The sequence below is a fragment of the Tabrizicola flagellatus genome (assembly GCF_046295235.1).
Taxonomy (GTDB): Bacteria; Pseudomonadota; Alphaproteobacteria; order Rhodobacterales; family Rhodobacteraceae; genus Tabrizicola; species Tabrizicola flagellata_A.
Genome location: NZ_JBKBLV010000005.1, coordinates 97,994 through 120,963 on the forward strand (window position 1 = coordinate 97,994; position 22,970 = coordinate 120,963).

At 65.2% G+C, this 22,970-nt stretch carries 25 protein-coding genes; 19 read left to right on the plus strand and 6 right to left on the minus strand.

Features of this window, described 5'->3' with window-relative positions; all coding sequences use genetic code 11:
• Window positions 1-125: 125 nt before the first annotated feature.
• Entirely contained in the window at window positions 126-782 is a 657-nt protein-coding gene (locus tag ACK4IU_RS03380; protein ID WP_409731669.1) for a flagellar hook capping FlgD N-terminal domain-containing protein, read from the minus strand.
• 7 nt (window positions 783-789) lie between these two features.
• A complete protein-coding gene (locus ACK4IU_RS03385; RefSeq protein ID WP_409731671.1) occupies window positions 790-2,595 on the minus strand; it encodes a flagellar hook-length control protein FliK in 1,806 nt (601 codons plus the stop codon).
• A 107-nt stretch (window positions 2,596-2,702) separates the two neighbouring features.
• Between ACK4IU_RS03385 and ACK4IU_RS03390 the strand changes: the two genes are divergently transcribed.
• Both ACK4IU_RS03390 and ACK4IU_RS03395 read left to right on the plus strand, forming a co-directional pair.
• Window positions 2,703-2,975, plus strand: coding sequence for a rod-binding protein (locus ACK4IU_RS03390; protein WP_409731673.1), 273 nt, complete (start codon window positions 2,703-2,705; stop codon window positions 2,973-2,975).
• Window positions 2,962-3,273, plus strand: a complete 312-nt coding sequence (locus ACK4IU_RS03395) for a hypothetical protein (RefSeq protein WP_409731675.1) — start codon at window positions 2,962-2,964, stop codon at window positions 3,271-3,273. Before ACK4IU_RS03390 ends, ACK4IU_RS03395 begins: the two co-directional genes overlap by 14 nt.
• A 93-nt stretch (window positions 3,274-3,366) precedes the next feature.
• On the opposite strand, the gene ACK4IU_RS03400 is transcribed toward ACK4IU_RS03395, so the two are convergent.
• The 3 genes from ACK4IU_RS03400 to ACK4IU_RS03410 are packed head-to-tail and all read right to left on the minus strand — an operon-like array spanning window position 3,367 to window position 6,427.
• A complete protein-coding gene (locus ACK4IU_RS03400) occupies window positions 3,367-4,545 on the minus strand; it encodes an acetyl-CoA C-acyltransferase (protein ID WP_409731677.1) in 1,179 nt (392 codons plus the stop codon).
• The gene (locus tag ACK4IU_RS03405) at window positions 4,542-5,666 is read right to left on the minus strand and encodes a 3-hydroxyacyl-CoA dehydrogenase NAD-binding domain-containing protein (RefSeq protein ID WP_409731679.1); all 1,125 of its coding nucleotides are present in this window, start codon (window positions 5,664-5,666) and stop codon (window positions 4,542-4,544) included. The genes ACK4IU_RS03400 and ACK4IU_RS03405 overlap by 4 nt, the downstream gene beginning before the upstream one ends.
• Before the next feature lie 5 nt (window positions 5,667-5,671).
• Window positions 5,672-6,427 (minus strand): enoyl-CoA hydratase-related protein, encoded by a 756-nt coding sequence (locus ACK4IU_RS03410; protein ID WP_409731681.1) that lies wholly within the window; start codon window positions 6,425-6,427, stop codon window positions 5,672-5,674.
• Between the two features lie 104 nt (window positions 6,428-6,531).
• Between ACK4IU_RS03410 and ACK4IU_RS03415 the strand changes: the two genes are divergently transcribed.
• From ACK4IU_RS03415 to ACK4IU_RS03485, 15 genes are all read left to right on the plus strand, one after another.
• Window positions 6,532-8,817 carry a bifunctional salicylyl-CoA 5-hydroxylase/oxidoreductase gene (locus ACK4IU_RS03415; RefSeq protein ID WP_409731727.1) on the plus strand — a complete coding sequence of 762 codons (2,286 nt, stop codon included), beginning with the start codon at window positions 6,532-6,534 and terminating at the stop codon, window positions 8,815-8,817.
• A complete protein-coding gene (locus tag ACK4IU_RS03420) occupies window positions 8,814-9,566 on the plus strand; it encodes an SDR family NAD(P)-dependent oxidoreductase (RefSeq protein ID WP_409731683.1) in 753 nt (250 codons plus the stop codon). The genes ACK4IU_RS03415 and ACK4IU_RS03420 overlap by 4 nt, the downstream gene beginning before the upstream one ends.
• A complete protein-coding gene (locus ACK4IU_RS03425) occupies window positions 9,563-9,994 on the plus strand; it encodes a MarR family winged helix-turn-helix transcriptional regulator (protein WP_409731685.1) in 432 nt (143 codons plus the stop codon). Before ACK4IU_RS03420 ends, ACK4IU_RS03425 begins: the two co-directional genes overlap by 4 nt.
• Window positions 9,991-10,818: an enoyl-CoA hydratase family protein gene (locus tag ACK4IU_RS03430; protein ID WP_409731687.1), complete on the plus strand. Its 828-nt coding sequence runs from the start codon at window positions 9,991-9,993 to the stop codon at window positions 10,816-10,818. The genes ACK4IU_RS03425 and ACK4IU_RS03430 overlap by 4 nt, the downstream gene beginning before the upstream one ends.
• 4 nt (window positions 10,819-10,822) lie before the next feature.
• Window positions 10,823-11,971 carry an acyl-CoA dehydrogenase family protein gene (locus ACK4IU_RS03435; RefSeq protein WP_409731689.1) on the plus strand — a complete coding sequence of 383 codons (1,149 nt, stop codon included), beginning with the start codon at window positions 10,823-10,825 and terminating at the stop codon, window positions 11,969-11,971.
• A 4-nt stretch (window positions 11,972-11,975) separates the two neighbouring features.
• The gene (locus ACK4IU_RS03440; protein ID WP_409731691.1) at window positions 11,976-12,383 is read left to right on the plus strand and encodes an acyl-CoA thioesterase; all 408 of its coding nucleotides are present in this window, start codon (window positions 11,976-11,978) and stop codon (window positions 12,381-12,383) included.
• Window positions 12,380-12,778, plus strand: coding sequence for a RidA family protein (locus ACK4IU_RS03445; protein WP_149587176.1), 399 nt, complete (start codon window positions 12,380-12,382; stop codon window positions 12,776-12,778). Before ACK4IU_RS03440 ends, ACK4IU_RS03445 begins: the two co-directional genes overlap by 4 nt.
• Before the next feature lie 45 nt (window positions 12,779-12,823).
• Window positions 12,824-14,455: an AMP-binding protein gene (locus tag ACK4IU_RS03450; protein ID WP_409731693.1), complete on the plus strand. Its 1,632-nt coding sequence runs from the start codon at window positions 12,824-12,826 to the stop codon at window positions 14,453-14,455.
• Window positions 14,456-14,683: 228 nt separating this feature from the next.
• Complete coding sequence (locus ACK4IU_RS03455; RefSeq protein WP_409731695.1) at window positions 14,684-15,889, plus strand: flagellin; 1,206 nt, start codon at window positions 14,684-14,686, stop codon at window positions 15,887-15,889.
• A 71-nt stretch (window positions 15,890-15,960) separates the two neighbouring features.
• Window positions 15,961-16,332: a flagellar biosynthesis regulator FlaF gene (gene flaF / locus ACK4IU_RS03460; RefSeq protein ID WP_409731697.1), complete on the plus strand. Its 372-nt coding sequence runs from the start codon at window positions 15,961-15,963 to the stop codon at window positions 16,330-16,332.
• On the plus strand, window positions 16,329-16,733 hold the full coding sequence (gene flbT, locus ACK4IU_RS03465; RefSeq protein ID WP_409731699.1) for a flagellar biosynthesis repressor FlbT: 405 nt from the start codon (window positions 16,329-16,331) through the stop codon (window positions 16,731-16,733). The genes flaF and flbT overlap by 4 nt, the downstream gene beginning before the upstream one ends.
• On the plus strand, window positions 16,730-17,521 hold the full coding sequence (locus ACK4IU_RS03470) for a DUF1217 domain-containing protein (RefSeq protein WP_409731701.1): 792 nt from the start codon (window positions 16,730-16,732) through the stop codon (window positions 17,519-17,521). The genes flbT and ACK4IU_RS03470 overlap by 4 nt, the downstream gene beginning before the upstream one ends.
• 248 nt (window positions 17,522-17,769) lie before the next feature.
• Window positions 17,770-19,074 carry an ATP-binding protein gene (locus ACK4IU_RS03475; protein ID WP_409731703.1) on the plus strand — a complete coding sequence of 435 codons (1,305 nt, stop codon included), beginning with the start codon at window positions 17,770-17,772 and terminating at the stop codon, window positions 19,072-19,074.
• A gap of 109 nt (window positions 19,075-19,183) precedes the next feature.
• Window positions 19,184-20,206, plus strand: a complete 1,023-nt coding sequence (locus ACK4IU_RS03480) for an isopenicillin N synthase family dioxygenase (RefSeq protein WP_409731705.1) — start codon at window positions 19,184-19,186, stop codon at window positions 20,204-20,206.
• A 3-nt stretch (window positions 20,207-20,209) separates the two neighbouring features.
• Entirely contained in the window at window positions 20,210-20,878 is a 669-nt protein-coding gene (locus ACK4IU_RS03485; RefSeq protein ID WP_409731707.1) for a LysE family translocator, read from the plus strand.
• Between the two features lie 18 nt (window positions 20,879-20,896).
• Here the strand turns inward: ACK4IU_RS03485 and ACK4IU_RS03490 are convergent, their stop codons facing one another.
• Window positions 20,897-22,342, minus strand: a complete 1,446-nt coding sequence (locus tag ACK4IU_RS03490; protein ID WP_409731709.1) for a FliI/YscN family ATPase — start codon at window positions 22,340-22,342, stop codon at window positions 20,897-20,899.
• On the opposite strand from ACK4IU_RS03490, the gene ACK4IU_RS03495 reads away from it, so the two are divergent.
• Window positions 22,292-22,675 (plus strand): FlgB family protein, encoded by a 384-nt coding sequence (locus tag ACK4IU_RS03495; protein WP_409731711.1) that lies wholly within the window; start codon window positions 22,292-22,294, stop codon window positions 22,673-22,675. The two genes, ACK4IU_RS03490 and ACK4IU_RS03495, sit on opposite strands and share 51 nt — an antisense overlap.
• A gap of 10 nt (window positions 22,676-22,685) precedes the next feature.
• Window positions 22,686-22,970, plus strand: a 285-nt coding sequence (locus ACK4IU_RS03500; protein ID WP_409731713.1) for a flagellar basal body protein, incomplete at its 3' end; no start/stop codon positions are given.

Sequence of the window (22,970 nt, forward strand, 5' to 3'; positions counted from 1 at the left end):
CCAAGGCTTCGAGAATTGTGTTCCGCACGTGTTCCTGCCACGCGCAGGTCAGCTTCGTGCCGGCGGTCTGGAAGCGGCCCGCACCGGTGGATCCGATGATCGGGCCACCCCCTGATGGGGCCGGCTCAACCCATCGGGTTTCGCAGAGCGGTCACATTGGTTGCTGCAACTTCGATTCCGCCGCGCAGGACGAGGATCGTGCCTGCGCTGCCTCCCTTGGCTTCCGTCACCAGGGCGTAGTGTTCGATCGGGCGGGAATCGATCCGTGTCTCTCCCCTCATGCTTTCGAGAGTGATCGAGTAGATGCCGGTCGGCAGGGGTGCGCCATCCATTCCGGCACCAAGCCACTGATAGGGCTCGGTGCCGACCGGGATCTCCTCGCGCGAGACGAGGTTTCCGGCATTGTCCCGCACCACGAGCACCGCACGGTCGGACCCGACCGCCGGGTTCGGCGACAGTGTTACCGGAGACCCTTCGTAAAGAACCGGTGCGTCCGACCGCGCCTCCTTGCCCACCCAGCTGGCCATTTCCGCCATGCCCAGCTGCTGGAACCGGCCTTGCAGGTCGGCCAGCAGCTGATTGGTGCGCACCTGCTGCTCGACCCCGGAAAAGGTCGCCAGCTGAACTGCGTAGTCAGCTGAGTCGATCGGTTTCAGCGGATCCTGATTCTGCATCTGCACCGTCAGCATCCGCAAGAACGTATTGAAATCCGAAGTGATCTTCGATGCCGCTGCGGGTGCCTGCGTTGGGGTCGTCGCGGAACTGACGGATGAGATGTCCATGGTAGCCTCACAATCTGAGATCTAGGGTTTCCCCGGTGACATTGCGGAAAGGAAGCTGCCCGCGTTCCATGTCGCGGGACTCCGGCGCGGCGAGGCTGGGCCGATCATCGCGTCCGGCTTCGCGCTGGTTTCCCTGGCCCTGTTGCCCGAAGTCGATGCTGGACCCCGAGTAGCCCGCGCTTCGGATCGCGTCTGCAAGGTCGGCCGCATGACGCCGAAAAAGCTCCAGCGTCTCGGGGCGTTCGACGTTGATCAGGATCAGCAATCGGTCTGGATCCCTCGCGTCGGGCTCGATCCGCAACCGGACGCGGCCAAGTTCGGTCGGGGCAAGCGAAAGCTCGATGGTGCCACCGGCAGTCCGGCTAAGGACGGCAGCGACTTGGGCGGCCACCTGCGGAACCGGAAGGAAAACGGGCGAGCCATGCGCTGCGGCCTGACTTGCTGGCCCCGAGGACGGTGCCGACACGCCGGATACAGCTATCGCTTCCGTTGCGGCCGCTGTAAGGGAAACCGGGTCGGGCCAGGCTTCGACCACGAGCCGCGAGACGAGGTCGGCCTGCAAAACCGCGGAGGTTGGCGTTGCAGGGCCAGCGATTTCGGTCGGATCCGGTGGCCATGTACTGTCTACTTGCGCGGGCGCAATGGAAGCGACCGTCTGATCCTTGTCTGGCGCATGAGCCGTCGAAGTTGCGACCGGCAACGGGATGGCCTCGCCGTCCGTAGACGGCTGCTGTGCGCCAGCGGCCTGTGCTTTGGTTGCGTCATGGAAAACCCGTTCCCAGAAACTGCCCGTAACCGAAGGGTATGAGGCTGGTTCATCGGGCTCGGAGCTCGTTTCTAAGGGCAGCCGAATGACCGTTTCCGGCGGGAGATAAGGCAATGTCCCGTCCGGTCTGGACCGACTGCCAACCGGCGCGGCCCCATGTCCAGAGACATGTTCCGCCCAGGGATCGGCCGGCTGGTTCGGAGTGCCTGCCTCTGATCGATGATCAGCAACCTCGACCACCGCGATCGCCGAGGTCGGCAGCCTCGACACTGGAACTTCCTCGGACCAGCCGGCTGTCATGGGGCCAATCTGGCTGATCGCTTCGGGCTGGCTGTGCTGCAAGGCGACTGCACCGGTGGGCACCCCGACGGCTTGTAGCCTGTCGTCGCCACTCATTGGGCGAAAGTGGCCGTCATCGGCAGCTTGGTCGCCGTCCTGTACGATCTCGGCCGGTGCGAGCGTCGAGGGCAAATCGTCCGCTCTTCCGAGTGATTGGGGCTGCCCAGCCGAAGTTTCGGATGGCGCGAGCGCATGCCCGCGCCCGTCGAAAAACGGGATGGCAGCGAAGAAGTCATCAGGGGCTAACGGTCTGTCGCAACTTGCTGCGGCACCGGGTGTGGCCTGCAGGAGAATCGGGCTGTTGGCCGCTTCGCCTTCCGGAACGTCAGCAGCGGGTCTGATGTCGAGACCCGCAGGCGCTGGTTCCGTGTCCGCACTTCCCGAATCTGATCCTGCCCGTCCCCGGTCCGGCAAAAGGGCGCCCGGAATTACCGTCGGCAAGGCCAGCAGGTCTGCGTCTGACGCATCCCGAGGTGCATCTGGTTCAGCATGCGTCCAACCCCGCAAGGCCGTGGAACGCAGGCTGTCGTTCCAGACAAAGGTCCCGCCTGCGGCAGGAAGGCTATCGGTTTCCGGATCGGTAGGGCCCGGGTGGACAAGAATTTCGCAAAAGCTGCCCGCAAATGCCTGGCCATCGTGCCGGGTTTGGATGAACCCGGCTTCTGTAACGGAAACTGCGATCGGTGCGATGATGAGTGCGTTCTGCATGGATCCACGACGTTTGCCGCTGTGCCACCGTTATCCGGTGCAGAAGTTACCCATTCTTTACCCGCTTGCCGGATGCTGGCGAAAATTCGAGCTTTCAGGAGCATGCGATGGACATTCCCCCGATCAGCGGCACGGCGCCTGCGCGCGAAGTCCTTCTCATGACAAAGGCAAAGGAGCTGGAGGTGACATTCCTGTCCGAGATGCTGGGGCATTCGGGCCTCGGCGAACTCGACGGCGCTTTCGGAGGCGGGCAGGGTGAGGCGCAGTTCGCCTCGTTCCTGCGCCAGGAGCAGGCGAGACTGATCGTGCAGGGTGGCGGCCTCGGGCTGGCGGAACTCATCTTCAAGGCGATGACGGAGGCAGAGAATGGAACGGCTTGACAGCCTTCTTGATGCCGTTGCCGCGGCCTTGACCGCAGGCGATTTCGCGGCGCTGTCCGAACTTGCGCCGCAGGTCGAGGCCATCAGCCTTGCGGCGGAAGACGCGCGACTGGCAGAGCTGATACTGGCCAAGGCCCGGCGGAATGCCCGGCTGATCGAGGCGGCCGGGCGGGGCGTCAGGGCGGCAAGGCTCCGACTGTCCGAAATCACGCAGGGCAGGGAACTGACCACCTACAATGCGCGCGGCCAGAAAGCGCAGATCACCGTGCGAGGTGCCGAGCGGACATACCGCGTCTGAGCAGCTAGCGGCCAACCCAGGCGAGAATGACTTGCTCGGGCCTGGTAGCCTATGTGGGCGCGGGCGGATCGCCACCGGGTGATCCGCCGGGATTCAGGCGGGCAGAAGTTCGACAGCCACGCCCTGACCGACCCCGACGCAAAGCGTTGCCAGTGCCGACCTGCCGTTCGATTCCGCCAGACGCCTCGCCGCCGTTGCCACAATGCGCGCGCCGGACATCCCTAGCGGATGCCCCATGCTGATCCCTCCACCATATGCGTTCAGTCGCGGGTCGGAGTCGTCCAGCCCCCAGGCGCGGGCGCAGGCCAGCACCTGGGCGGCAAAGGCCTCGTTGAGCTCGATCACGTCCTGTTCGACCGGGGGTCTGGCGCCCGCAGCGACGAGCAGTTCGACTGCCGCAATCGGGCCGACACCCATAATTCTCGGGGCAACGCCGGCCGCGGCGGCGCGACCGATCCGGGCCAGGGGAGCCAGGCCCGCCTTCTGCAGGCCACGGGCCGATGCCAGAAGCACGGCGGCGGCGCCATCGTTGACTCCGGCGGCATTGCCCGCCGTTACCGTCCCGCCGTCCCGGAACGGGGTTGGCAGTGCCGCGAGGCGGTCCGCAGAGGTGACGCGCGGATGCTCGTCGGCGCTTACGACCGTGTCGCCCAACCGGCTGCGGAGGGTCACCGGCAGGATGTCGGACCGATGCCAGGCCGCGTCATAGCGCAGTTGCGAGCGCAGCGCATAGCCGTCCTGGTCGGCGCGGCTGACCGCAAAGTCCTGCGCCACGTTCTCGGCGGTTTCGGGCATGGACTCGATGCCATACAGCCTTGCGATGCGCTGGTTCACGAAACGCCAGCCGATCGTGGTGTCGTGCATCTCCGCCTGCCGGGAAAAGGCGGCTTCGGCCTTCGGCATTACGAAGGGCGCGCGGCTCATGCTTTCGACGCCGCCGGCGATGATGATGTCCGCCCCTTCGCGGATCGCGCGCGCGCCGGCGATCACCGCATCCATGCCCGAGGCACAGAGCCGGTTGACGGTCAGCGCGGGCACGGTTTCCGGCAGCCGCGACAGAAGCACGGCCATGCGGGCGACATTCCGGTTGTCCTCGCCCGCCTGGTTGGCGCAACCGAAGATCACCTCGTCAACCGGCAGGTCGGGGCAGAGGTCGAGAAGGCCGTCGATCACCAGGGCCGCCATGTCGTCCGGGCGCAGGCTGGCAAGGGCGCAACCATAACGGCCGATCGGCGTGCGGCGCATGGTGCAGAGGAAGACGTCTCGGGTCATGCGGCATCAAGCTCCGGTGCGGGCAGATAGCGCCCGCGCAGATGCGCAGGGGCCAGGCGCTCGAGGCGTTCCAGTTCCGCGAGGATCGTTGCGGTGCCATGCGCGCGCAGGCATTCGAAGGGTCCGCGGGGCAGGTTCAACCCAAGCTTCATCGCGGTATCGATCCCCTCGCGCTGCACGCCGCCCTCGGCCAGAAGCCAGCCCGCCTCGTTCGCCAGCATCGCTTCGATCCGCAGGACGATGGCGGCGGCATCGGACGGCGGGGAGGCCAACGGATCGGGAAAGACGAAGCCCCTTCCCGTCTTGCGTCCGAGGTTGCCGCTGGCGACCTGCGCACGCAACGCCGCAAAGACATGATAGCGCGGATGCCCGCCCATGGCCCGGTTGAGCCCCTCGGTCGCGGCAAGGTTGATGTCGGCGCCGACCAGATCGATCAGCGAGAACGGACCCATCCGGTAACCCGACGCCAGCATCGCCGCATCCACCTCGGCGGCAGCACGACCCTCCTCCAGCAGGGCCAGCGCCTCGCCGTAGAACGGACGCGCGCAGCGGTTCACGATGAACCCTGGGCGGTCGGGACAGTCGATCAGGGTCTTGCCCGCAGGCTGCATCAGGGCCCGGACCTTCTGCAGCGCCGGGGCAGACGTGCCGGAATGAGGGACGAGTTCGACCAGCTTCATCGCAGGGGCCGGGTTGAAGAAATGCAGGCCGACCAGCCGCTCGGGTCTGTCCAGTCCCTGCGCAAGTGCGGCAATCGACAGCGACGAGGTGTTGCTGGCCAGAACGGCATCCGGTGCCATCACCCGCTCAAGCGCCGCGAAGATCTCCTGCTTGGCTGTCAGATCCTCGACCACCGCTTCGATGGCCAACTCGGCATCCCCCATCTGCCCGGGGTTTTCGACCAGCTGGACCCGTGCAAGCGTCTCGGCGTGCGTCGCCTCGGTCATCTTGCCGGCCGCGACTCGCGAGGCCAGGGCGGCGGCAAGCCGGTCCACGGCGCTGTTGCGGGCCGGCGCGTGGCTGTCGGTTGCCAGCACCTGATACCCGGCCGCGGCGAAGACCTGGACGATCCCGATCCCCATCGTTCCGAGGCCGATCACACCGATGGATGCAGCGTTCATGCGTCTCACCTGCCCTGGAAATCCGGCTTGCGTCGCGCACGGAAGGCCTGGATGCCTTCCTGCTTGTCGGCCGAGGACAGAAGCGCCTCGAAACCCGCCCGTTCCCCGGCGAAGGCAAGGTGTGCCTCCGCCCCGGCGACGAGCGCCGCCTTGGCCGCCCGCAAGGCCAGCGGCGCACGTTCGGCCAGCCGTGCTGTCAGGGCCGCGCCTTCGGCCACGGCATCGGCCGTTCGGTGCGAGGCGATGCCCCAGGCATGGGCCGTGTCGGCGTCGATGATCTCTCCGGTCAGCACCATCCGCGCCGCCCGGGCCGGGCCGATCCGGGACAGAAGCCGCTGGCCGCCGCCGGCACCGGGGATCAACCCGAGACTGGTTTCGGGCAGGCCCAGCCGGGCCGTATCCCCGACCACCATCAAATCCGCCATCAGGGCAAGTTCCAGCCCGCCGCCCAGCGCAAAGCCCTCGATGGCGGCGACCAAGGGCTTCGGGAAGGCGCGAATCGCCGCCCAATGCGCCTTGCGCGGATCGGTTGCGGCATCGGCTGTGGTGCGGGTCTCGATCTCGGCGATGTCGGCACCGGCCGCGAAATTGCCCTCGGCGCCCTGGATCAGGACCGCCCGGCAAAGCGGCACGTCGGCAAGCCGCCGAAGGGCTGCCGCCAGATCGCCCAGCAGGGCGGTGTTCAGCGCATTCCGGGCGGCCGGCCGGTTCAGCACCAGCCGCACCCATGTGCCTTCGTCGATCTCCAGCAGGTGGTCCATGGGCGCAGAATGGAACAAGTCCGGAGATTTTCAAGCGTAAAAGTTTTAAGCTTGAAATTGCTGGCCGACCTGCCAAACTTGCGGGCAAACAGGAGCACCGGGTGATGAAGATACTTTGCCTCGGCGGCGGGCCGGCCGGTCTGTATTTCGCGATCTCGATGAAGCTGCGGGATCCGTCGCATGATGTGACCGTGCTGGAACGGAACCGCGCGAATGACACCTTCGGCTGGGGAGTGGTCCTGTCCGAGGACGCCCTGAGCCGGATGCAGAAGAACGACCCCGTCTCGACCGAGGCGATCCGGTCGAACTTCGCCTATTGGGACGATATCGCCGTGGTCCATGACGGTGTGCGCACCGTTTCGGGCGGCCATGGCTTTGCCGGAATCGGCCGCAAGGCGATGCTGATCCTGTTGCAGGCCCGCGCGCGCGAGCTGGGCGTGAAGCTGGAGTTCGAGACCACCTTCAAGTCGGCCGAAGAGTATCGGCAGGACTACGACATCGTGGTCGGCTGCGACGGGATCAACAGCCTCGTGCGGCAGGAATACAGCGACACCTTCCGCCCCGACATCGATGTGCGCCGCTGCAAGTTCGTCTGGCTGGGCACGCATCAGAAGTTCGACGATGCCTTCACCTTCATCTTCGAAAGGACCGAACATGGCTGGGTCTGGGCCCATGTCTACCAGTTCGACGACAACACCGCGACTTTCATCGTCGAGACCCTGCCCGAGACCTGGGACCGCTTCGGCTTTGCCGGGATGACCAAGGAGGAGACGGTCGAGACCTGCCGCAGGATCTTCGAGCGTCACCTCGGCGGGCATGACCTGATGTCCAACGCCGCCCACCTGCGCGGCTCGGGGGTCTGGATCCAGTTCCCTCGGGTGATCTGCGAGAAGTGGTACCACGAGAACGTCGTCCTGATGGGCGACGCGGCGGCGACCGGGCACTTCTCGATCGGCTCGGGCACGCGGCTGGCCTTCGATAGCGCCATCGCGCTGGCCGATTACCTGCACTCCGAGCCCAGCCTGGAAGACGCCTTCCGCCGCTATCAGGAGGAACGCCGGCTCGAGGTGCTGCGCCTGCAATCGGCGGCGCGCAACAGCCTGGAATGGTTCGAGCAGGTCGAGCGCTATCTCGACATGCCGCCGATCCAGTTCGCCTATTCGCTGCTGACCCGGTCGCAGCGGATCAGCCACGAGAACCTGCGGCTTCGCGATCCCGCATGGCTGAACGAGGCCGAGGCGTGGTTCCAGAAGCAGGCCGGCGGGACCGTCGGCAGCCGCCCGATGTTCGCGCCATTCAAGCTGCGCGAGATGCGCCTGAAGAACCGCATCGTCGTATCGCCCATGGCGCAGTACAAGGCGGTGGACGGCTGCCCCACCGACTGGCACCTGATCCACTACGCCGAACGCGCCAAGGGCGGGGCCGGACTGGTCTATACCGAGATGACCTGCGTCAGCCCCGAGGGACGGATCACCCCCGGCTGCCCCGGCCTTTACGCGCCCGAACACGAGGCCGCCTGGAAGCGGCTGGCCGATTTCATCCATTCCGAAACGTCTGCGAAGTTCTGCATCCAGATCGGCCATTCCGGCCGCAAGGGGTCTACCTGCGTGCCCTGGGACGGCGGGATCGACCGCCCGCTGCCATCCGGCAACTGGCCGATCCTGTCTCCCTCGGCCATCCCGTACCGGCCCAACAATGCGGTGCCGAAGGCGATGGATCAGGACGATCTGGAGCGGGTGAAGGGCCAGTTCGTCTCGGCCGCGCGCATGGCTGACCGGGCCGGGGCCGATATGATCGAGCTGCATGCGGCGCATGGCTACCTTCTGGCCAGTTTCATCAGCCCGGTGACGAACCATCGGACCGATGCCTACGGCGGCAGCTTGGAAAACCGCATGCGCTATCCGCTGGAGGTGTTCCGCGCGATGCGCGCGGTGTGGCCGGCGGAAAAGCCGATGTCGGTGCGCATTTCCGCCAGCGACTGGATCGACGGCGGCGTCACGCCAGAGGAAGCCGTTGCAATCGGGAAGCAATTTGCCGAAGCCGGGGCGGACATCATCGACGTGTCCTCGGGCCAGACCGATCCGGCCGAGCGTCCGATCTATGGCCGGATGTTCCAGACCCCGTTCAGTGACCGGATCCGCAACGAGGCGGGGCTGGCCACGATGACGGTGGGCAACATCACCGACTGGGATCAGGTCAACGGCATCCTCATGGCCGGCCGCGCCGATCTGGTCATGCTGGCGCGGATGCATCTGGCCGATCCCTACTGGACGCTGCATGCTGCCGTCGAACAGGGTGAGACCGGCGCCGACTGGCCCGCCCCCTATCGCGGCGGGCGGGATCTTCTGGTCCGTCTGCGCCAGCGCCAGCAGGAGGTGATCCGCGCATGACGGGTGGCATGCTCGATCCGCGCTGTCGGCGCGTCCTGATCAGCGGCGGCGGAACCGGGGTCGGCGCCGATCTCGCCCGTGGTTTCGCGGCAGCCGGGGCCGAGGTGGTGATCTGCGGCCGGCGCGAGGCGCCGCTGCGCGCTGTGGCCGAGGCGACCGGGGCGCGCGTGCTTTTGGCCGATGTGACGGACGAGATCCAGGTGGAACGGCTGTTTGCCGAGGCGGGGCGCTGCGACGTGGTGATCGCCAATGCCGGGGCGGCGACCAGCGCACCTTTCGGCAGGACCACGCTTCAGGACTGGAACGCGATGCTGGCGGTCAACCTGACCGGCGTCTTCCTGACCTTCCGCGAGGGTCTTGCCCAGATCGCCGACTGGGGGCGGCTGATCGCCGTCGCCTCGACCGCCGGGTTGAAGGGCTATCCCTATGTCGCGCCTTACGCTGCCGCCAAGCATGGCGTGGTGGGACTGGTGCGGTCGCTCGCGCTGGAAGTGGCGCGCAAGCCCGTCACGGTCAACGCGCTCTGCCCCGGGTTTCTCGACACCGAGATGACGGATCGTTCGGTGGAGACCATCATGCAGAAGACCGGCATGAGCGCCGAGGCCGCGCGGCAGACGCTCGCCGCCCACAACCCGCAGCGCCGCCTGATCCAGCCGGCCGAGGTGACGTCGGCCGCGCTCTGGCTTTGCTGCGCGGGGGCCGAGGGGATCAACGGGCAGGCCATCGCCATCGCGGGAGGAGAGGCATGAGCGAGGGATCGAAACGCCGCCTGAAGCTGTGGATCCGGCTTCTCTCCGTCACCCGCTCGGCCGAGGCCGAACTGCGCGAGTTCCTGCGGGTGCGGCATGACTCCACCCTGCCCCGCTTCGACGTGATGGCCACGCTCTATCGCCGGCGCGAGCCCTGCAGCATGAGCGAGTTGAGCCGGATGCTCCTGGTCTCGAACGGCAACGTGACGGCGGTGGTGGACCGGCTGGAGGCGGACGGTCTGGTCGTCCGGCGCCCGTCGGAAAGCGACCGGCGCACCGTGCTCGTATCGCTCACGGCCGAAGGTCTGGCGCATTTCGAGACCCTAGCCCGCGAGCATGAGGCCGAAGTGGCCCGGATCTTCTCCACCCTCAGCGATGCCGATGTGGACGCGCTGACCGACATCCTGAAAAGGGCGACGAAGCGATGAGTCAGCTGACCCGCACCGAGCTTTCCAACCTGAAGCCCGCGCATTTCCTGTGGCAGCTCCGCGACCGGATCGGCACCATCCGGCTGAACCGCCCGGACCGGAAGAACCCGTTGACTTTCGACAGCTATGCCGAGCTGCGCGATCTGTTCCGGGCCCTGCCCTATGCGACAGATGTCGATGTGGTGGTGCTGGCCTCGAATGGCGGAAACTTCTGTTCCGGCGGCGACGTGCATGACATCATCGGGCCGCTGATCGGAATGGAGATGAAGGACCTGCTGGCCTTCACACGGATGACCGGGGATCTGGTCAAGGCGATGCTCGGCTGCGGCAGGCCGGTGATCGCGGCGGTGGACGGCGTGGCGGTCGGGGCAGGGGCGATCCTGGCCATGGCCTCGGATCTGCGGCTGGCCACGCCGGATGCGAAATGCGCCTTCCTGTTCACCCGTGTCGGCCTGGCCGGCTGCGACATGGGCGCCTGCGCCATGCTGCCGCGCATCATTGGGCAGGGACGGGCGGCAGAGCTTCTCTATACGGGGCGCACGATGCGGGCCGAAGAAGGCCATGCCTGGGGCTTCTGGAACGCGCTGCATGCCCCCGAGGCACTGGACGAGGCCGCGATGTCCCTCGCCCGGCAGCTGGCGGCGGGGCCGACCTTTGCCCATGGCATTACCAAGACCCAGCTGAACCAGGAATGGAACATGGGTCTGGACCAGGCGATCGAGGCCGAAGCGCAGGCCCAGGCGATCTGCATGCAGACGAAGGACTTCGAACGGGCCTACCGGGCCTTCGTGGCGAAGGAAAAGCCCGTGTTCGGAGGGGATTGAACCGATGGCCGGATCCGTTGACCGCAGCTTTCTCGACTGGCCCTTCTTCGAGCCGCACCACCGCGATCTGGCCGCGCGGCTGGAGGACTGGTGCGCCGCCAATCTGCCTGTGGCGCATGATGACGTGGACGCCGCCTGCAAGGCGCTGGTTGCGCGGCTGGGCGCGGGCGGCTGGCTGCGTCATACGGGGGCGGCAGAAGGCGAACGGCTGGACGTGCGCACGCTCTGCCTGATCCGCGAGACGCTGGCCCGTCATGACGCCCTGGCAGATTTCGCCTTTGCCATGCAGGGGCTTGGCATGGGCGCGGTCTCGCTGTTCGGCACGTCAGATCAGCGCGCCTGGCTGGACCGGACCCGCACCGGCACCGCCATTGCCGCCTTTGCCCTGACCGAGCCGGGATCGGGCTCCGACGTCGCCGCAACCGCGACCATCGCAGAGCGGGTACAGGGTGGGTGGCGGCTGAACGGGTCCAAGACCTACATCTCGAACGGTGGCATCGCCGACATCCACGTCGTCTTCGCCCGCACCGGCGAGGCGATGGGGGCACGCGGCCTGTCCGCCTTCCTGATGCCTGCCGGGGTGGCCGGCCTGACCGTGGCCGAGCGGATCGAGGTCATGGCCCCGCATCCGCTCGCCACGCTGCACCTGTCCGACGTGCATCTGCCCGACGAGGCCCTGATCGGCCGTCCGGGCGAGGGCTTCAAGCTGGCAATGTCGGTTCTGGATGTCTTCCGCCCCACGGTCGGCGCCGCCGCGCTGGGCCTTGGCCGGCGCGCGCTGCAAGAGGCCCTGTCCCGCGTCACTTCCCGGCGGATCCAGGGTGAACCCCTGTCCGCGCTCCAGCTTGTGCAGGGGCATCTTGCCGACATGGCGCTGAAGCTGGATGCGGCGGCCCTCCTGGTCTATCGCGCCGCCTGGGCCAAGGATCAGGGCGCCGCCCGGATCAGCCGTGAGGCCGCCATGGCAAAACTGTATGCCACCGAGGCCGCGCAGCAGGTGATCGACATGGCCGTGCAGCTGCATGGCGGCGACGGCGTGCGGCACGGCGTCAAGGTCGAGGAACTTTACCGCGAGATCCGCGCCCTGCGTATCTATGAGGGCGCCAGCGACGTGCAGCGCGTCGTGATCGCCCGCAGCCTTCTGGGAGCGTGACGGCATGACCTATCACCGCAGCATCCGCGTCGAGTTCAACCACTGCGATCCCGCCGGGATCGTGTTCTATCCACGCTACTTCGAGATGATGAACTCGGTCATCGAGAACTTCTTCCGCGACGTGGCGGGCCGCACCTTCGGGCAGATGATGACCAGCCGGACCGGCGTGCCGACCGCCGCCGTCGAGACTGTGTTCCATGCTCCCTCGCGGCTGGACGACCTTCTCGATTGGCGGCTTTCGGTGACCAGGCTGGGGCGCACCTCTGTCGGCATCGCTCTTCAGGCCCATGGCGATGGTCAGCACCGGCTGACCTCCAGCCTGACCCTCGTCCACATCAACGAAAGCGTGCGCCCGCAGTCCTGGCCGCAGGACGTGCGCGACCGCATCGCAGCCTTCATGGAGACAGCATGAGCATCACCCTCCTGCACCCGCCCGGCTGGAAGCCGGCGAAGGGCTACGCCAACGGGGTCACGGCGCGCGGGCGCATGGTCCTGACCGGCGGGCTGATCGGCTGGAACGCCGACTGCCAGTTCGAGACCGACGATTTTCTCGGCCAGGTCGAACAGACCCTTCGCAATGTCGTCGCCGTCCTTGCCGAAGCCGGTGCCGGGCCCGAGCATCTGGTTCGTCTGACCTGGTACATCACCGACAAGACCGAATACCTCGCCGACCCCAAGGCGCTGGGCCGGATCTACCGCGAGATCATCGGTCGCCACTACCCGGCCATGGCCGTGGTCCAGGTCGTCGCACTGATCGAGGACCGCGCCAAGGTCGAGATCGAGGCCACCGCGATCGTTCCCGACTGAGCCCATTCCTCCCGGCGCGACCGGGACCGCCCGAAAGGAGTCGCCATGCTTGGACCGACCGGACATCTGGACAGCTTTACCCGCGACCGTCTGCCGCCGGCAGAGGAGTGGCCCCGGATCGACCTGGCCGGCTTCGACTACCCGGAGTTCCTGAATGTCGCGGTCGAACTGGCCGACCGGATGGTCGAGAAGGGCTTCGGCGATCACGTCGCCCTGATCGGAAATGGCCGCAGCCGCACCTACAAGGAACTCACCGACTGGACCAATCGCATCGCCCATGTCCTGATCGAGGACTACGGGGTCAGGCCCGGCAACCGGGTGCTGATCCGATCGGCAAACAACCCGGCGATGGTGGCCTGCTGGCTGGCGGCGACCAAGGCCGGGGCGGTGGTGGTGAACACCATGCCGATGCTGCGGGCCGGAGAACTGGCAAAGATCGTGGACAAGGCCGAGATCAGCCACGCCCTTTGCGACACCCGGCTGATGGAGGAACTGGTCCTCTGCGCCAAGGACAGCCGGTTCCTGAAGACGGTGGTCGGCTTCGACGGCACCGCCAACCATGATGCCGAACTCGACCGCCATGCGCTGAAAAAGCCCGTGCGGTTCGAGGCGGTCCGCACCGGACGCGACGACGTGGCGCTCCTCGGCTTCACCTCGGGCACCACGGGTGAGCCGAAGGCAACCATGCACTTCCACCGCGACCTTTTGATCATCGCCGATGGCTACGCCCGCGAGGTGCTGGGCGTCACGCCAGAGGACGTGTTCATCGGCAGCCCGCCGCTTGCCTTCACCTTCGGACTTGGCGGGCTTGCGGTCTTTCCCCTGCGCTTCGGGGCGGCGGCGGCACTTCTGGAACAGGCCTCACCGCCCAACATGGTGGCGATGATCGAGGAACATCGCGCGACGATCTGTTTCACCGCGCCGACCGCCTACCGCGTGATGCTGAAGGCGATGGACGAGGGCGCCGACCTGTCCTCGCTCCGGGCGGCCGTCTCGGCGGGAGAGACGCTGCCCGCGCCAGTCTATGAAGAATGGCGCGCCAAGACCGGCAAGCCGATGCTGGACGGTATCGGCGCAACCGAAATGCTGCACATCTTCATCAGTAACCGCTTCGACGATCACCGCCCCGGCTGCACCGGAAAGCCTGTCACGGGATACGAGGCCCGGATCGTGGATGACGCGATGGTCGAGAAACCCAGGGGAGAGGTCGGCCGCCTTGCCGTCCGTGGCCCCACCGGATGCCGCTATCTCGCCGACTCGCGCCAGCGCGCCTATGTGCGCGACGGCTGGAACCTGACCGGCGATGCCTTCTGGCAGGACGAGGACGGCTATTTCCACTTTGCTGCCCGCACCGACGACATGATCCTGTCGGCCGGCTACAACATCGCCGGCCCCGAGGTCGAGGCGGCGCTTCTGCAACACCCCGCAGTGCTGGAGTGCGCCGTCGTCGGCGCCCCCGACCCGGAACGAGGGCAGATCGTCGAGGCGCATGTCGTGCTGGCCCCGGGTCATCAGGGCGATGCCCTGATGGTCAAGCTCTTGCAGGACCACGTCAAACGGGTCATCGCCCCGTTCAAGTATCCGCGCCGCGTGATCTTCACCCAGGCCTTGCCCAAGACCCAGACGGGCAAGATCCAGCGGTTCCAGTTACGCTCCGGGTCGGCTCAGAGGCCCTGAAAGCCATCGCCTCGCGCTGGCTGCTTCCGATCCAATACGGATCAAATGCCGGGCATTTGGCCAGGTCCGATTAGCAATTGATTAGGCGGTTTGCCGCCTGATGGTCCTCGCGCCTCATGAGGGGGCGGCGCTTCCGGTCATCCGGCGGCACGGACAGAACGCCCAAACTGCCACGCCTCGTGGCTTTTCCGGCCGTGAAACCTGCGGCCCTGCGTGAAGGACTGAAACATGTCGTCGATCCTGACCAATACCAGCGCGATGGTCGCGCTGCAGACGATGAAGGGCATCAACGCCAACCTCAACAAGACCCAGGCTGACATCTCGACCGGCAAATCGGTGGCCACCGCCAAGGATAATGCCGCGGTGTGGGCAATCTCGAAGGTGATGGAATCCGATGTCGAGGGGTTCAAGGGCATTTCGGACAGCCTCTCCGTCGGCTCGGCCACGCTGACCGTCGCTCGCAACGCTTCGGAATCCGTTACGAAACTTCTGACCGAGATGAAGGGCAAGATCGTCGCCGCCCAGGCCGAAAACGTCGATCGCTCCAAGATCCAGACCGACATCGACGCTCTGACCGACCAGATCAAGTCGGTCGTCGGCGCCGCCCAGTTCAACGGTCTGAACCTTGTGGACGGTTCACAGACCTCCGTGAACGTGCTGGCCTCGCTTGACCGCAGCCAGTCGGGCGTCACGTCGTCGAACATCACTGTCGAGGCGCAGAACCTTTCCACCAATGCCGGCGCGTCCCTGACCGCGGGCGGCGGGACCTTGTCGGCCGCAAACGTGGTGACCGGGACCCCAGTCACGCTGAACGGCTTCACGCTTCAGGGCGGGGCTGGGGCGCTTGCCGCAGATGCTCCGACCGCCGCGCCCGGCACCCTCACTGGCATCATCGCCGGGGACAAGATCACGCTGAACATCGGCTCCGTCTCTGGCAGCTATGTCGTGCAGAAGGGTGACACCGCCGACTCGCTCGTGTCCGGGCTCAAGAACTCGCTCACCCAGAACGGCCTTTCCGATAGCGACTTCACGCTGACCCTCGGCAGCGGGGCGCTGACGGTAGCCAACAACACCAACCAGTCCGCGGCGATCAGCGTGGGGACCACTCGGGGAACCGGCGGTCTTGCCGGACTGAACACGATCGACGTCGTCAACCAGCCGGCCAACGCTCTCAATGCAATCGAGGGCATGTTGCAGACCTCGATCGATGCGGCGGCGGCCTTCGGTTCGTCGCAAAAGCGCATCGATATCCAGAACGAGTTCGTCAGCAATCTGACCGACTCGCTCAAGACCGGCATCGGCGTCATGGTCGACACCGACATGGAGGAAGCCTCGGCCAGGCTGCAGGCGCTGCAAGTGCAGCAGCAGCTGGCCACCCAGGCCCTCTCGATCGCCAACCAGCAGCCGCAGGGTCTCCTGTCTCTGTTCCGCTAAGCGCAACGGGCCGCGGGGACTGATCCCCGCGGCCTTCCTTCACCCCCGGCTTTCGAACAGATGGACACCCCATGACTTTCCATTCAGCGATCAGCTACGCCCGACCCGAAGCGCCGACCCGGTCGCTTCGCTCGGTCGAGTACGATCTTCTCGCACAGGTCACTCATCGGCTGCGCAGCGCCTGGGCTGCCCGGACCACCGATTTTCCCGCCCTGGTGCGCGCCGTGACCGACAACACCCAACTCTGGGCGACCTTCGCTTCCGACGTCGCTCTGCCCGGAAACACGCTGCCGGCGGCCCTCCGCGCGCGGCTGTTCTACCTGTATGAATTCACCGCACATCACAGCCGGACCGTGCTGGAAGACAAGGCCAGCGTCGAGGTTCTGGTGGACATCAACATGGCCGTCATGCGTGGCTTGCGCGGCGAGGGTGGTAGCAGATGAGCGGCCTTGTCCTCAAACTCGGGCCGCATGAGCGGGTTCTGATCAACGGCGCCGTGATCGAGAACGGCGAGAAGCGGTCGCGCCTCGCCATCATGACGCCAAACGCCAATATCCTGCGCTTGCGAGACGCAATTCATCCGGAAGAAGTCAATACCCCCGTCCGACGGGTCTGCTACATCGCGCAGCTTGTGCTGACAGGCGACGCTGATGCCGAGGAAGCCAGGCTGCAGCTCTTGCGCGGGATCGAGCAGCTTTCGCAGGTCCTGACCGACCATGACAGCCGCACCCAGCTGACCCTCGCCAGCCGTGCCGTGATGGAGGGTCATCACTACCAGGTCTTGAAGGCCCTGCGCGCACTTCTTCCGCGGGAGGAGCGGCTCCTCGCCGCTGCTCGGGCGTGAGCTTCCAGCCGGTATTGCCGCAATCGGGCTATTCCGGCTGGGTCTTCCTCAAGCGCACGATGGAGCGGCAGCAGGCCGTCCAGAAATCCCTTCCGGTTCAACAGCGGGACGAAGCCTATTTTCGTGACAGGATCGGGAAGGCCGATACCGCCGAAAAGCTGGTCAGCGACAAGCGGCTCTTGCGGATCGCCCTCACGGCTTTCGGCCTTGAGGGCGACCTGAACAGCAAGGCTTTCATCCAGAAGGTTCTCGAGGGTGGCACGTTGAAGGAAGGCAGTCTGGCGAACAGGCTTGCCAACAAGCAATACCAGAAACTCGCAGCTGCCTTTGGGTACGGCGACTTCTCGGTTCCGCGAACAAGGATCTCGACCTTTCCGGATGAAATCCTCTCGCAGTACCACGTTCGAAGCTTCGAGAAGGACATCGGCACACAGAACAACACATATCGTCTGGCCTTGAACGCCGAGCGGGAGATTCCGGATCTGGCCGGGAAGCCCACCAGTGAAAAGGCAAAATGGTACAGTCTCCTCGGAAACCCGCCCTTGCGAGAGATGTTACAGACGGCTCTTGGTCTGCCGAAAAGCTTCGCTGCGATCGATATCGACCAGCAGCTCTCGACCATCCAGGCAAAGACGGAAGCCGCCTTTGGATCGCCCAGTCTGTCCCAGTTCAAGGACCCCGCCAAGCTGGATGCGTTGGTCCGGAGATTCATGCTGCGATCGGAAATGCAGGATCAAGCGGCTACAATGTCATCAGCTGCCGCCGCTCTTACGCTGCTTCGGCGGTAGCACGTCTGGCTCAACGAAGTGCTTCTCGGAAGCTGAATCGGCAAATGAAACCGAGCGCGACCTGTTGAAAAATGGGCCAAGCGCCGCCACTCCTCGCGAAACAACCTGCCTCGCAGCCGGACCGCGGCGACGATTTGCCTTTGCCACGCTGTCCGCATTGCCTAACCTGTGTGCATGTCTGTATCCCCGAGGGAAACTGAAGAGTGCGCCACCCAGCCACCGCTACGTCGGACCGCCACGGTATCTCGATGGAAGCGTCCACCTTGCGAACCCTGAACAAGTTCGCGGTTGACCTTATTCAGATCCCAAGTACCGAAGACCTGTTCTGGTACGTGGCGCAGAACGTGGTCGGCAAGCTCAACTTCATCGACTGCGTGGTTTATCAGGCGAACGAGGAACAGACGACCCTCCGCCAGGTTGCGGCTTGGGGAGCCAAGAATCCATTTGGTCGCAACATATTGAATCCGCTCGTCATTCCATTCGGGTGCGGGATCACCGGAAAGGTAGCGCAGACCGGGAGGCCGATCATCGTCGATGACCTTCTGACCGACCAGGACTACATCCCCGATACGCAGTTGGCGCGGTCCGAGATCTGTGTTCCGCTCGTCTTTCGTGGCAAGATCGTCGGCGTCATCGACAGTGAGCACACCGAACCTCGAGCCTTCGGAGAAGTTGAACTCGAAATCCTCGACACGGTGGCGGCAATGACCGTTGCCAAGCTCGAACTTCTGGCGGAAGCGCAACGGTCCGCCCAGCGCTATCGGGACCTGGTGGCGTCGCATGACCAGTTGAGCCAAGAGATCACCACCCGCAAGGCATTGGAAGCAAGGCTTTTCGAGGCCCGCAGGATGGAGTCGATCGGCAAACTTACCGGGCGCTTCGCCCATGAGTTCAACAATCTGCTGACAATCATACTTGGCAACCTTGAACTTGCCGAGTCCGATCCTGCCAGCCCCGAAATGGTTCAGCGTCTGGCGGATGCGCGCAGCGCGGGTGAGCGTGGCGCCCGGCTTGTCCGCGACATGCTGACCTTTGCGCAGCGAACGCGGCTCAGTCCTGCGGTCGTAAACATCAATCTCATCGTGTCCGATTTCGCACACCGGAACATGCACCTGGTCAACGGGAGGCTGACATTGAACCTGCAGGAGGATCTCTGGTCGGTCTCGATCGACCCTCGCGCCGTCGAGGAAATCCTGTCAAACCTGTTTGAGAACGCCCTCTATGCCCTCGATGCGAAAACCACCGGCGGAAAGATCATGATCCTGACGGAAAACTGCCAGCTGAGCATGACCGAAGGCATGGACGCCGCAAACGACCTTGTCCCTGGCCGCTATGTCTGCCTGAGGGTCTCGGACACGGGTGTCGGAATTCTCGCAGACCGGCTTTCGCAGATCTTCGACCCGTTCTTCACAACCAAGCCGGTTGGCTCGGGAACCGGACTGGGTCTGTCGATCGTGCGGGGACTTGTGCAGCAATCCGGCGGCACGGTGTCGGTGTCTTCAGCGCCTGGCGAGGGCAGCACATTCGAGCTGCTCTTCCCCGCGGTCCAGTGACTGGAAAGACTTTGTTAACCATGAATTCGTAGGGTCGTCCTCCAACAGACAGGAGGATCCCTTGGCGACTTCATTGGCCTACAAGCAGCCCAGGTCGACGGACCTGCCTATGATCGACATTGGCGGCCTGAGACGCGGTACATCGCGGGAGATAGTGCAAGTCGCCGAACAGATGGGTGCCGCAGCGCGCGACATCGGCTTTTTCCGCATCTGCAACCATGGGATCGACCCGGAACTGATCTCCGCAACCTACTGCGCGGCCGAACGCTTCTTTGCACTGCCAGAGGTGGAGAAGCGGCGCCATTACATCGGCAAGAGCACCAATCACCGCGGCTATGTTCCGTTCACCGAAAAGGGAGACTACGCGGACGAGGTGCATCGCAACTATGAGGCATTCGATCTTGGCCTCGAACTGCCCTCCACCGACCCGGATTATCTGGGTGGCAATCTGCTGCTTGGCCCGAATGTCTGGCCAGAGCTGGAAGGCTTCAAGGATACCGTCTCTCGCTACTATGACGAGGTGGCCTCGCTGGGACGCTTGATCTGTGGGGCTCTCGAGCTGTTTCTCGGGCTCCCACGGGCCGCGATCACCAGCCAGATGACCAAACCGATCTCGCAGTTGCGGCTGCTGCACTACGTCCGGCCCGAGCGTTCACGGGACCACGGCTCGGTAAACATGGGGGCGCATACCGACTACGAGTGCCTGACCCTGCTGCATACCCGCAACGAGGGTCTGCAAGTACTCGATCAGGCCGACCGATGGATAGACGTGCCGGTCGATCACGCGGCCTATGTCGTCAATATCGGCGACATGCTGGAGGCCTGGACCAACGGCATCCTTCGATCAACGCCGCACCGGGTGGTGAATCGCAGCCCCGAGCGGTTTTCGATGCCCTACTTCGTGGCGGCCAACCACGACACGGTGATCAGACCATTTCCGCAACTGGTCGGAGAGGGCCAGCCGGCGCTGTATGAGCCCTTTCAGGCTGGCGCACATCTGGAACGCATGCTTCTGCGGGACTTTCCCTATCTCCGGCAGCGGCGGCGGCAGCGCGATGCCGACCGTCTTTGTGCCGGAAGTGAGACCTATTCCAACCCGTTCGAGAGCCGCATCGAGAGGAGCCGGGCATAGCTCATGCCACCGATCGAATCCATACTTGCCGTGACCCTGGCCGGCCTTGCGCTGAGTGCCACGCCGGGCCCCTCGATGCTCTATGTGCTGTCACGAACGGTCGGCCAAAGCCGATCTGCGGGATTTGCCTCGGCCATCGGACTCTGTCTGGGCGGAGTCCTGCTGGCAGTCGCGACCGCCTGGGGTCTCGGGACGATCTTCATGACCTTTGAAGGTCTGGTCACGGCACTGAAGTATTGCGGCGCGGCCTACCTGACCTGGCTGGGCATCTCCATGATAAGGGACGCGAGGGTAAACGCCCGGCAAGACCTGGAGGCGTTGACGGTCCCGCTGCAGTCGCTTGCCGGCATCATGTGGCAAGGCATCCTGGTCGAGCTGCTGAATCCGAAGACGGTGTTGTTCTTCGCACTTTTCCTGCCGCCCTTTGTCGCCTCGGACCCAGGCGCGGCCGGCTCGGGCAACGTTACCATCCAGCTTCTCGTGCTGGGAATACTGGTGCCGTTGACCGCCATCCCTGCCGACCTTGTCGTGGCATGGTTGGGGGGTACGATTGCCCAATCGCTCAACGACAGTCGAAAGGCGCGCGAGCTCATGGGCTGGGCGGGCGGTCTTGTCCTTGTCGGAATTGCCGTCGGGCTGCTCGGGGCCGATCTCTGGGCTGCCCTGGGCTAGGGCTGCGGCGCCCTTCCTCTAGCTCGAAAGGCATTGCCGCAACCTGTCGAAACTGCCGGAAATTCCGGTTTTCGGCGATGCTTCGGACAGAAAGCCATCCAGGGTAGGCCAGATCCTGATGGCCCGGTCGATCAGGGCATCCGAGCCGGCAACGTAGAGTCCGGCCTGGATCATCATCTCGGCCCGGTCATAGGCGCCAAGCAGTCTGCGCGCCTCGGTGATCAGCATGTTCTCCTCGTCCGACGCCGCCTCGGGCAGCGAGCGGGACACCGAGCGGAGCAGATCGATCGCCGGAAACCGACCGCGCTCGGCAATCCTGCGGTCCAGCACCACATGACCGTCGAGAACCCCGCGCAGGATGTCGGCGACCGGCTCCTCCATGTCGGACCCGGCAACAAGAACCGAGAAGACAGCCGTGATGTCACCCGAGCCCTCCGGTCCCGGCCCGGCCCGTTCGGCAAGTCCCATGATGGCTTGGGTCAGCGAAGGAGGGTAGCCGCGCAGGGTGGCCCCTTCGCCACCGGCAAGCGCAACCTCTCGGTGCGCCTCGGCAAAGCGGGTGACGCTGTCCACAAGGAGCAGGACATGCCGACCCTGGTCGCGGAAATGCTCGGCAACAGCCATCGCGGTCAGCGCGCACATCCGGCGCATCAGCGGAGACTGATCCGACGTGGCTGTCACGATGACGCTGCGCGCCATCCCGGCAGGCCCCAGCACGCGCTCGGTAAACTCCCGCAGTTCGCGGCCGCGTTCCCCGACCAATGCAATGACGACCACATCCGCCTCCACTCCCCGGGCGAACCTGGCCAGCAAGGATGACTTCCCGACACCCGATCCGGCAAAAAGACCGATCCGCTGGCCACGCACCAGGGGCAGAAGCGTGTCAAAGACCGCAATCCCGGTTTCCAGTCGTGCGCCCAGGCGACGACGACTGGCGGCCGCCGGTGCAGGAGTGCGCAGCGACCTTTGCCGGGCCCCTCGCATCAGTGGCCGACCGTCGATCGGTTGGCCCGTGGCGTCGATGATCCGGCCGATCCAGCTGTCATCCGGGGCGATCTCGGCTTTGCCGATGAGCTCGACCCTGTCACCGATCGACATGCCGTCACCCGAGGCGTCCGGCAGAACCCAGCACCGACCCTGCGAAAGCCTGAGCACTTCGCCCCCGGCGACACCGTCGCGGCTGTGAATCCTGACCCGGTCGCCGATGGCCGCACTGTCGAGGCCTGAGACCTCGGCCAGCCCGCGACGCGTTTCGATCACGCGTCCGATCCTCCGGACCGGCGAACTGCCGGCAATTTCCGCAAGGAGGCCTTCGAAAAGCTGGGTCACGGGATTCTCCCTTTGTTCGCTTTCAACCGTTTCTAAACGAATCAGCCTTAAGCCTTGGTGAAGCTGATCGAGGGAGAAGCCCCGATGTTCGAGAAACTGGAACTGACCCGGATGGCGCAGACACTTGCCGCACATTCCGGCGCGCGCATGGCGGTGATCGCAGAGAACGTCGCGAATGCCGATACCCCCGGCTACAAGGCGAGGGATCTGCCGGCCTTTGCCGAAGTGTTCCGCGATCCGGATCTCCCGATGCGTGCAACCCGTGCCGGTCACCTGACCGCTGTCGGGCAGGGCCACCTTCCTGATGCCGAACGCGTCAAGGGCCACGAGGCTCCGAACGGCAACTCGGTCTCGCTTGAGGCCGAGATGGTGAAGTCGGTCGAGGCCCGCCAGTCGCACGACATGGCGCTCGCCATCTACCGGGCCACCTCGGACGTGATCCGGGCCAGTCTCGGTCGGCCGCGGTAGGGGGTGAGACATGGGCAACGACCTGATTTCCTCGCTTTCCTTCGCGGCCTCGGGGATGGAGGCGCAGGCCATGCGGCTCCGCCATGTTTCAGAGAACATCGCGAATGCAGATACGCCCGGCTACCACCGCAAGGTGGTGAGCTTCGAGCGGGCGATGGAAACCGGTCTTGTCGCGGCAGGGCCGGTCCGACTGGATCGGAGCGAGCTTGCCCGTGTCTACGACCCGGGCCATCCGCTTGCCGATGCAACCGGTCACTACGACGGCTCGAATGTCGATCTGGTGATCGAAATCGCT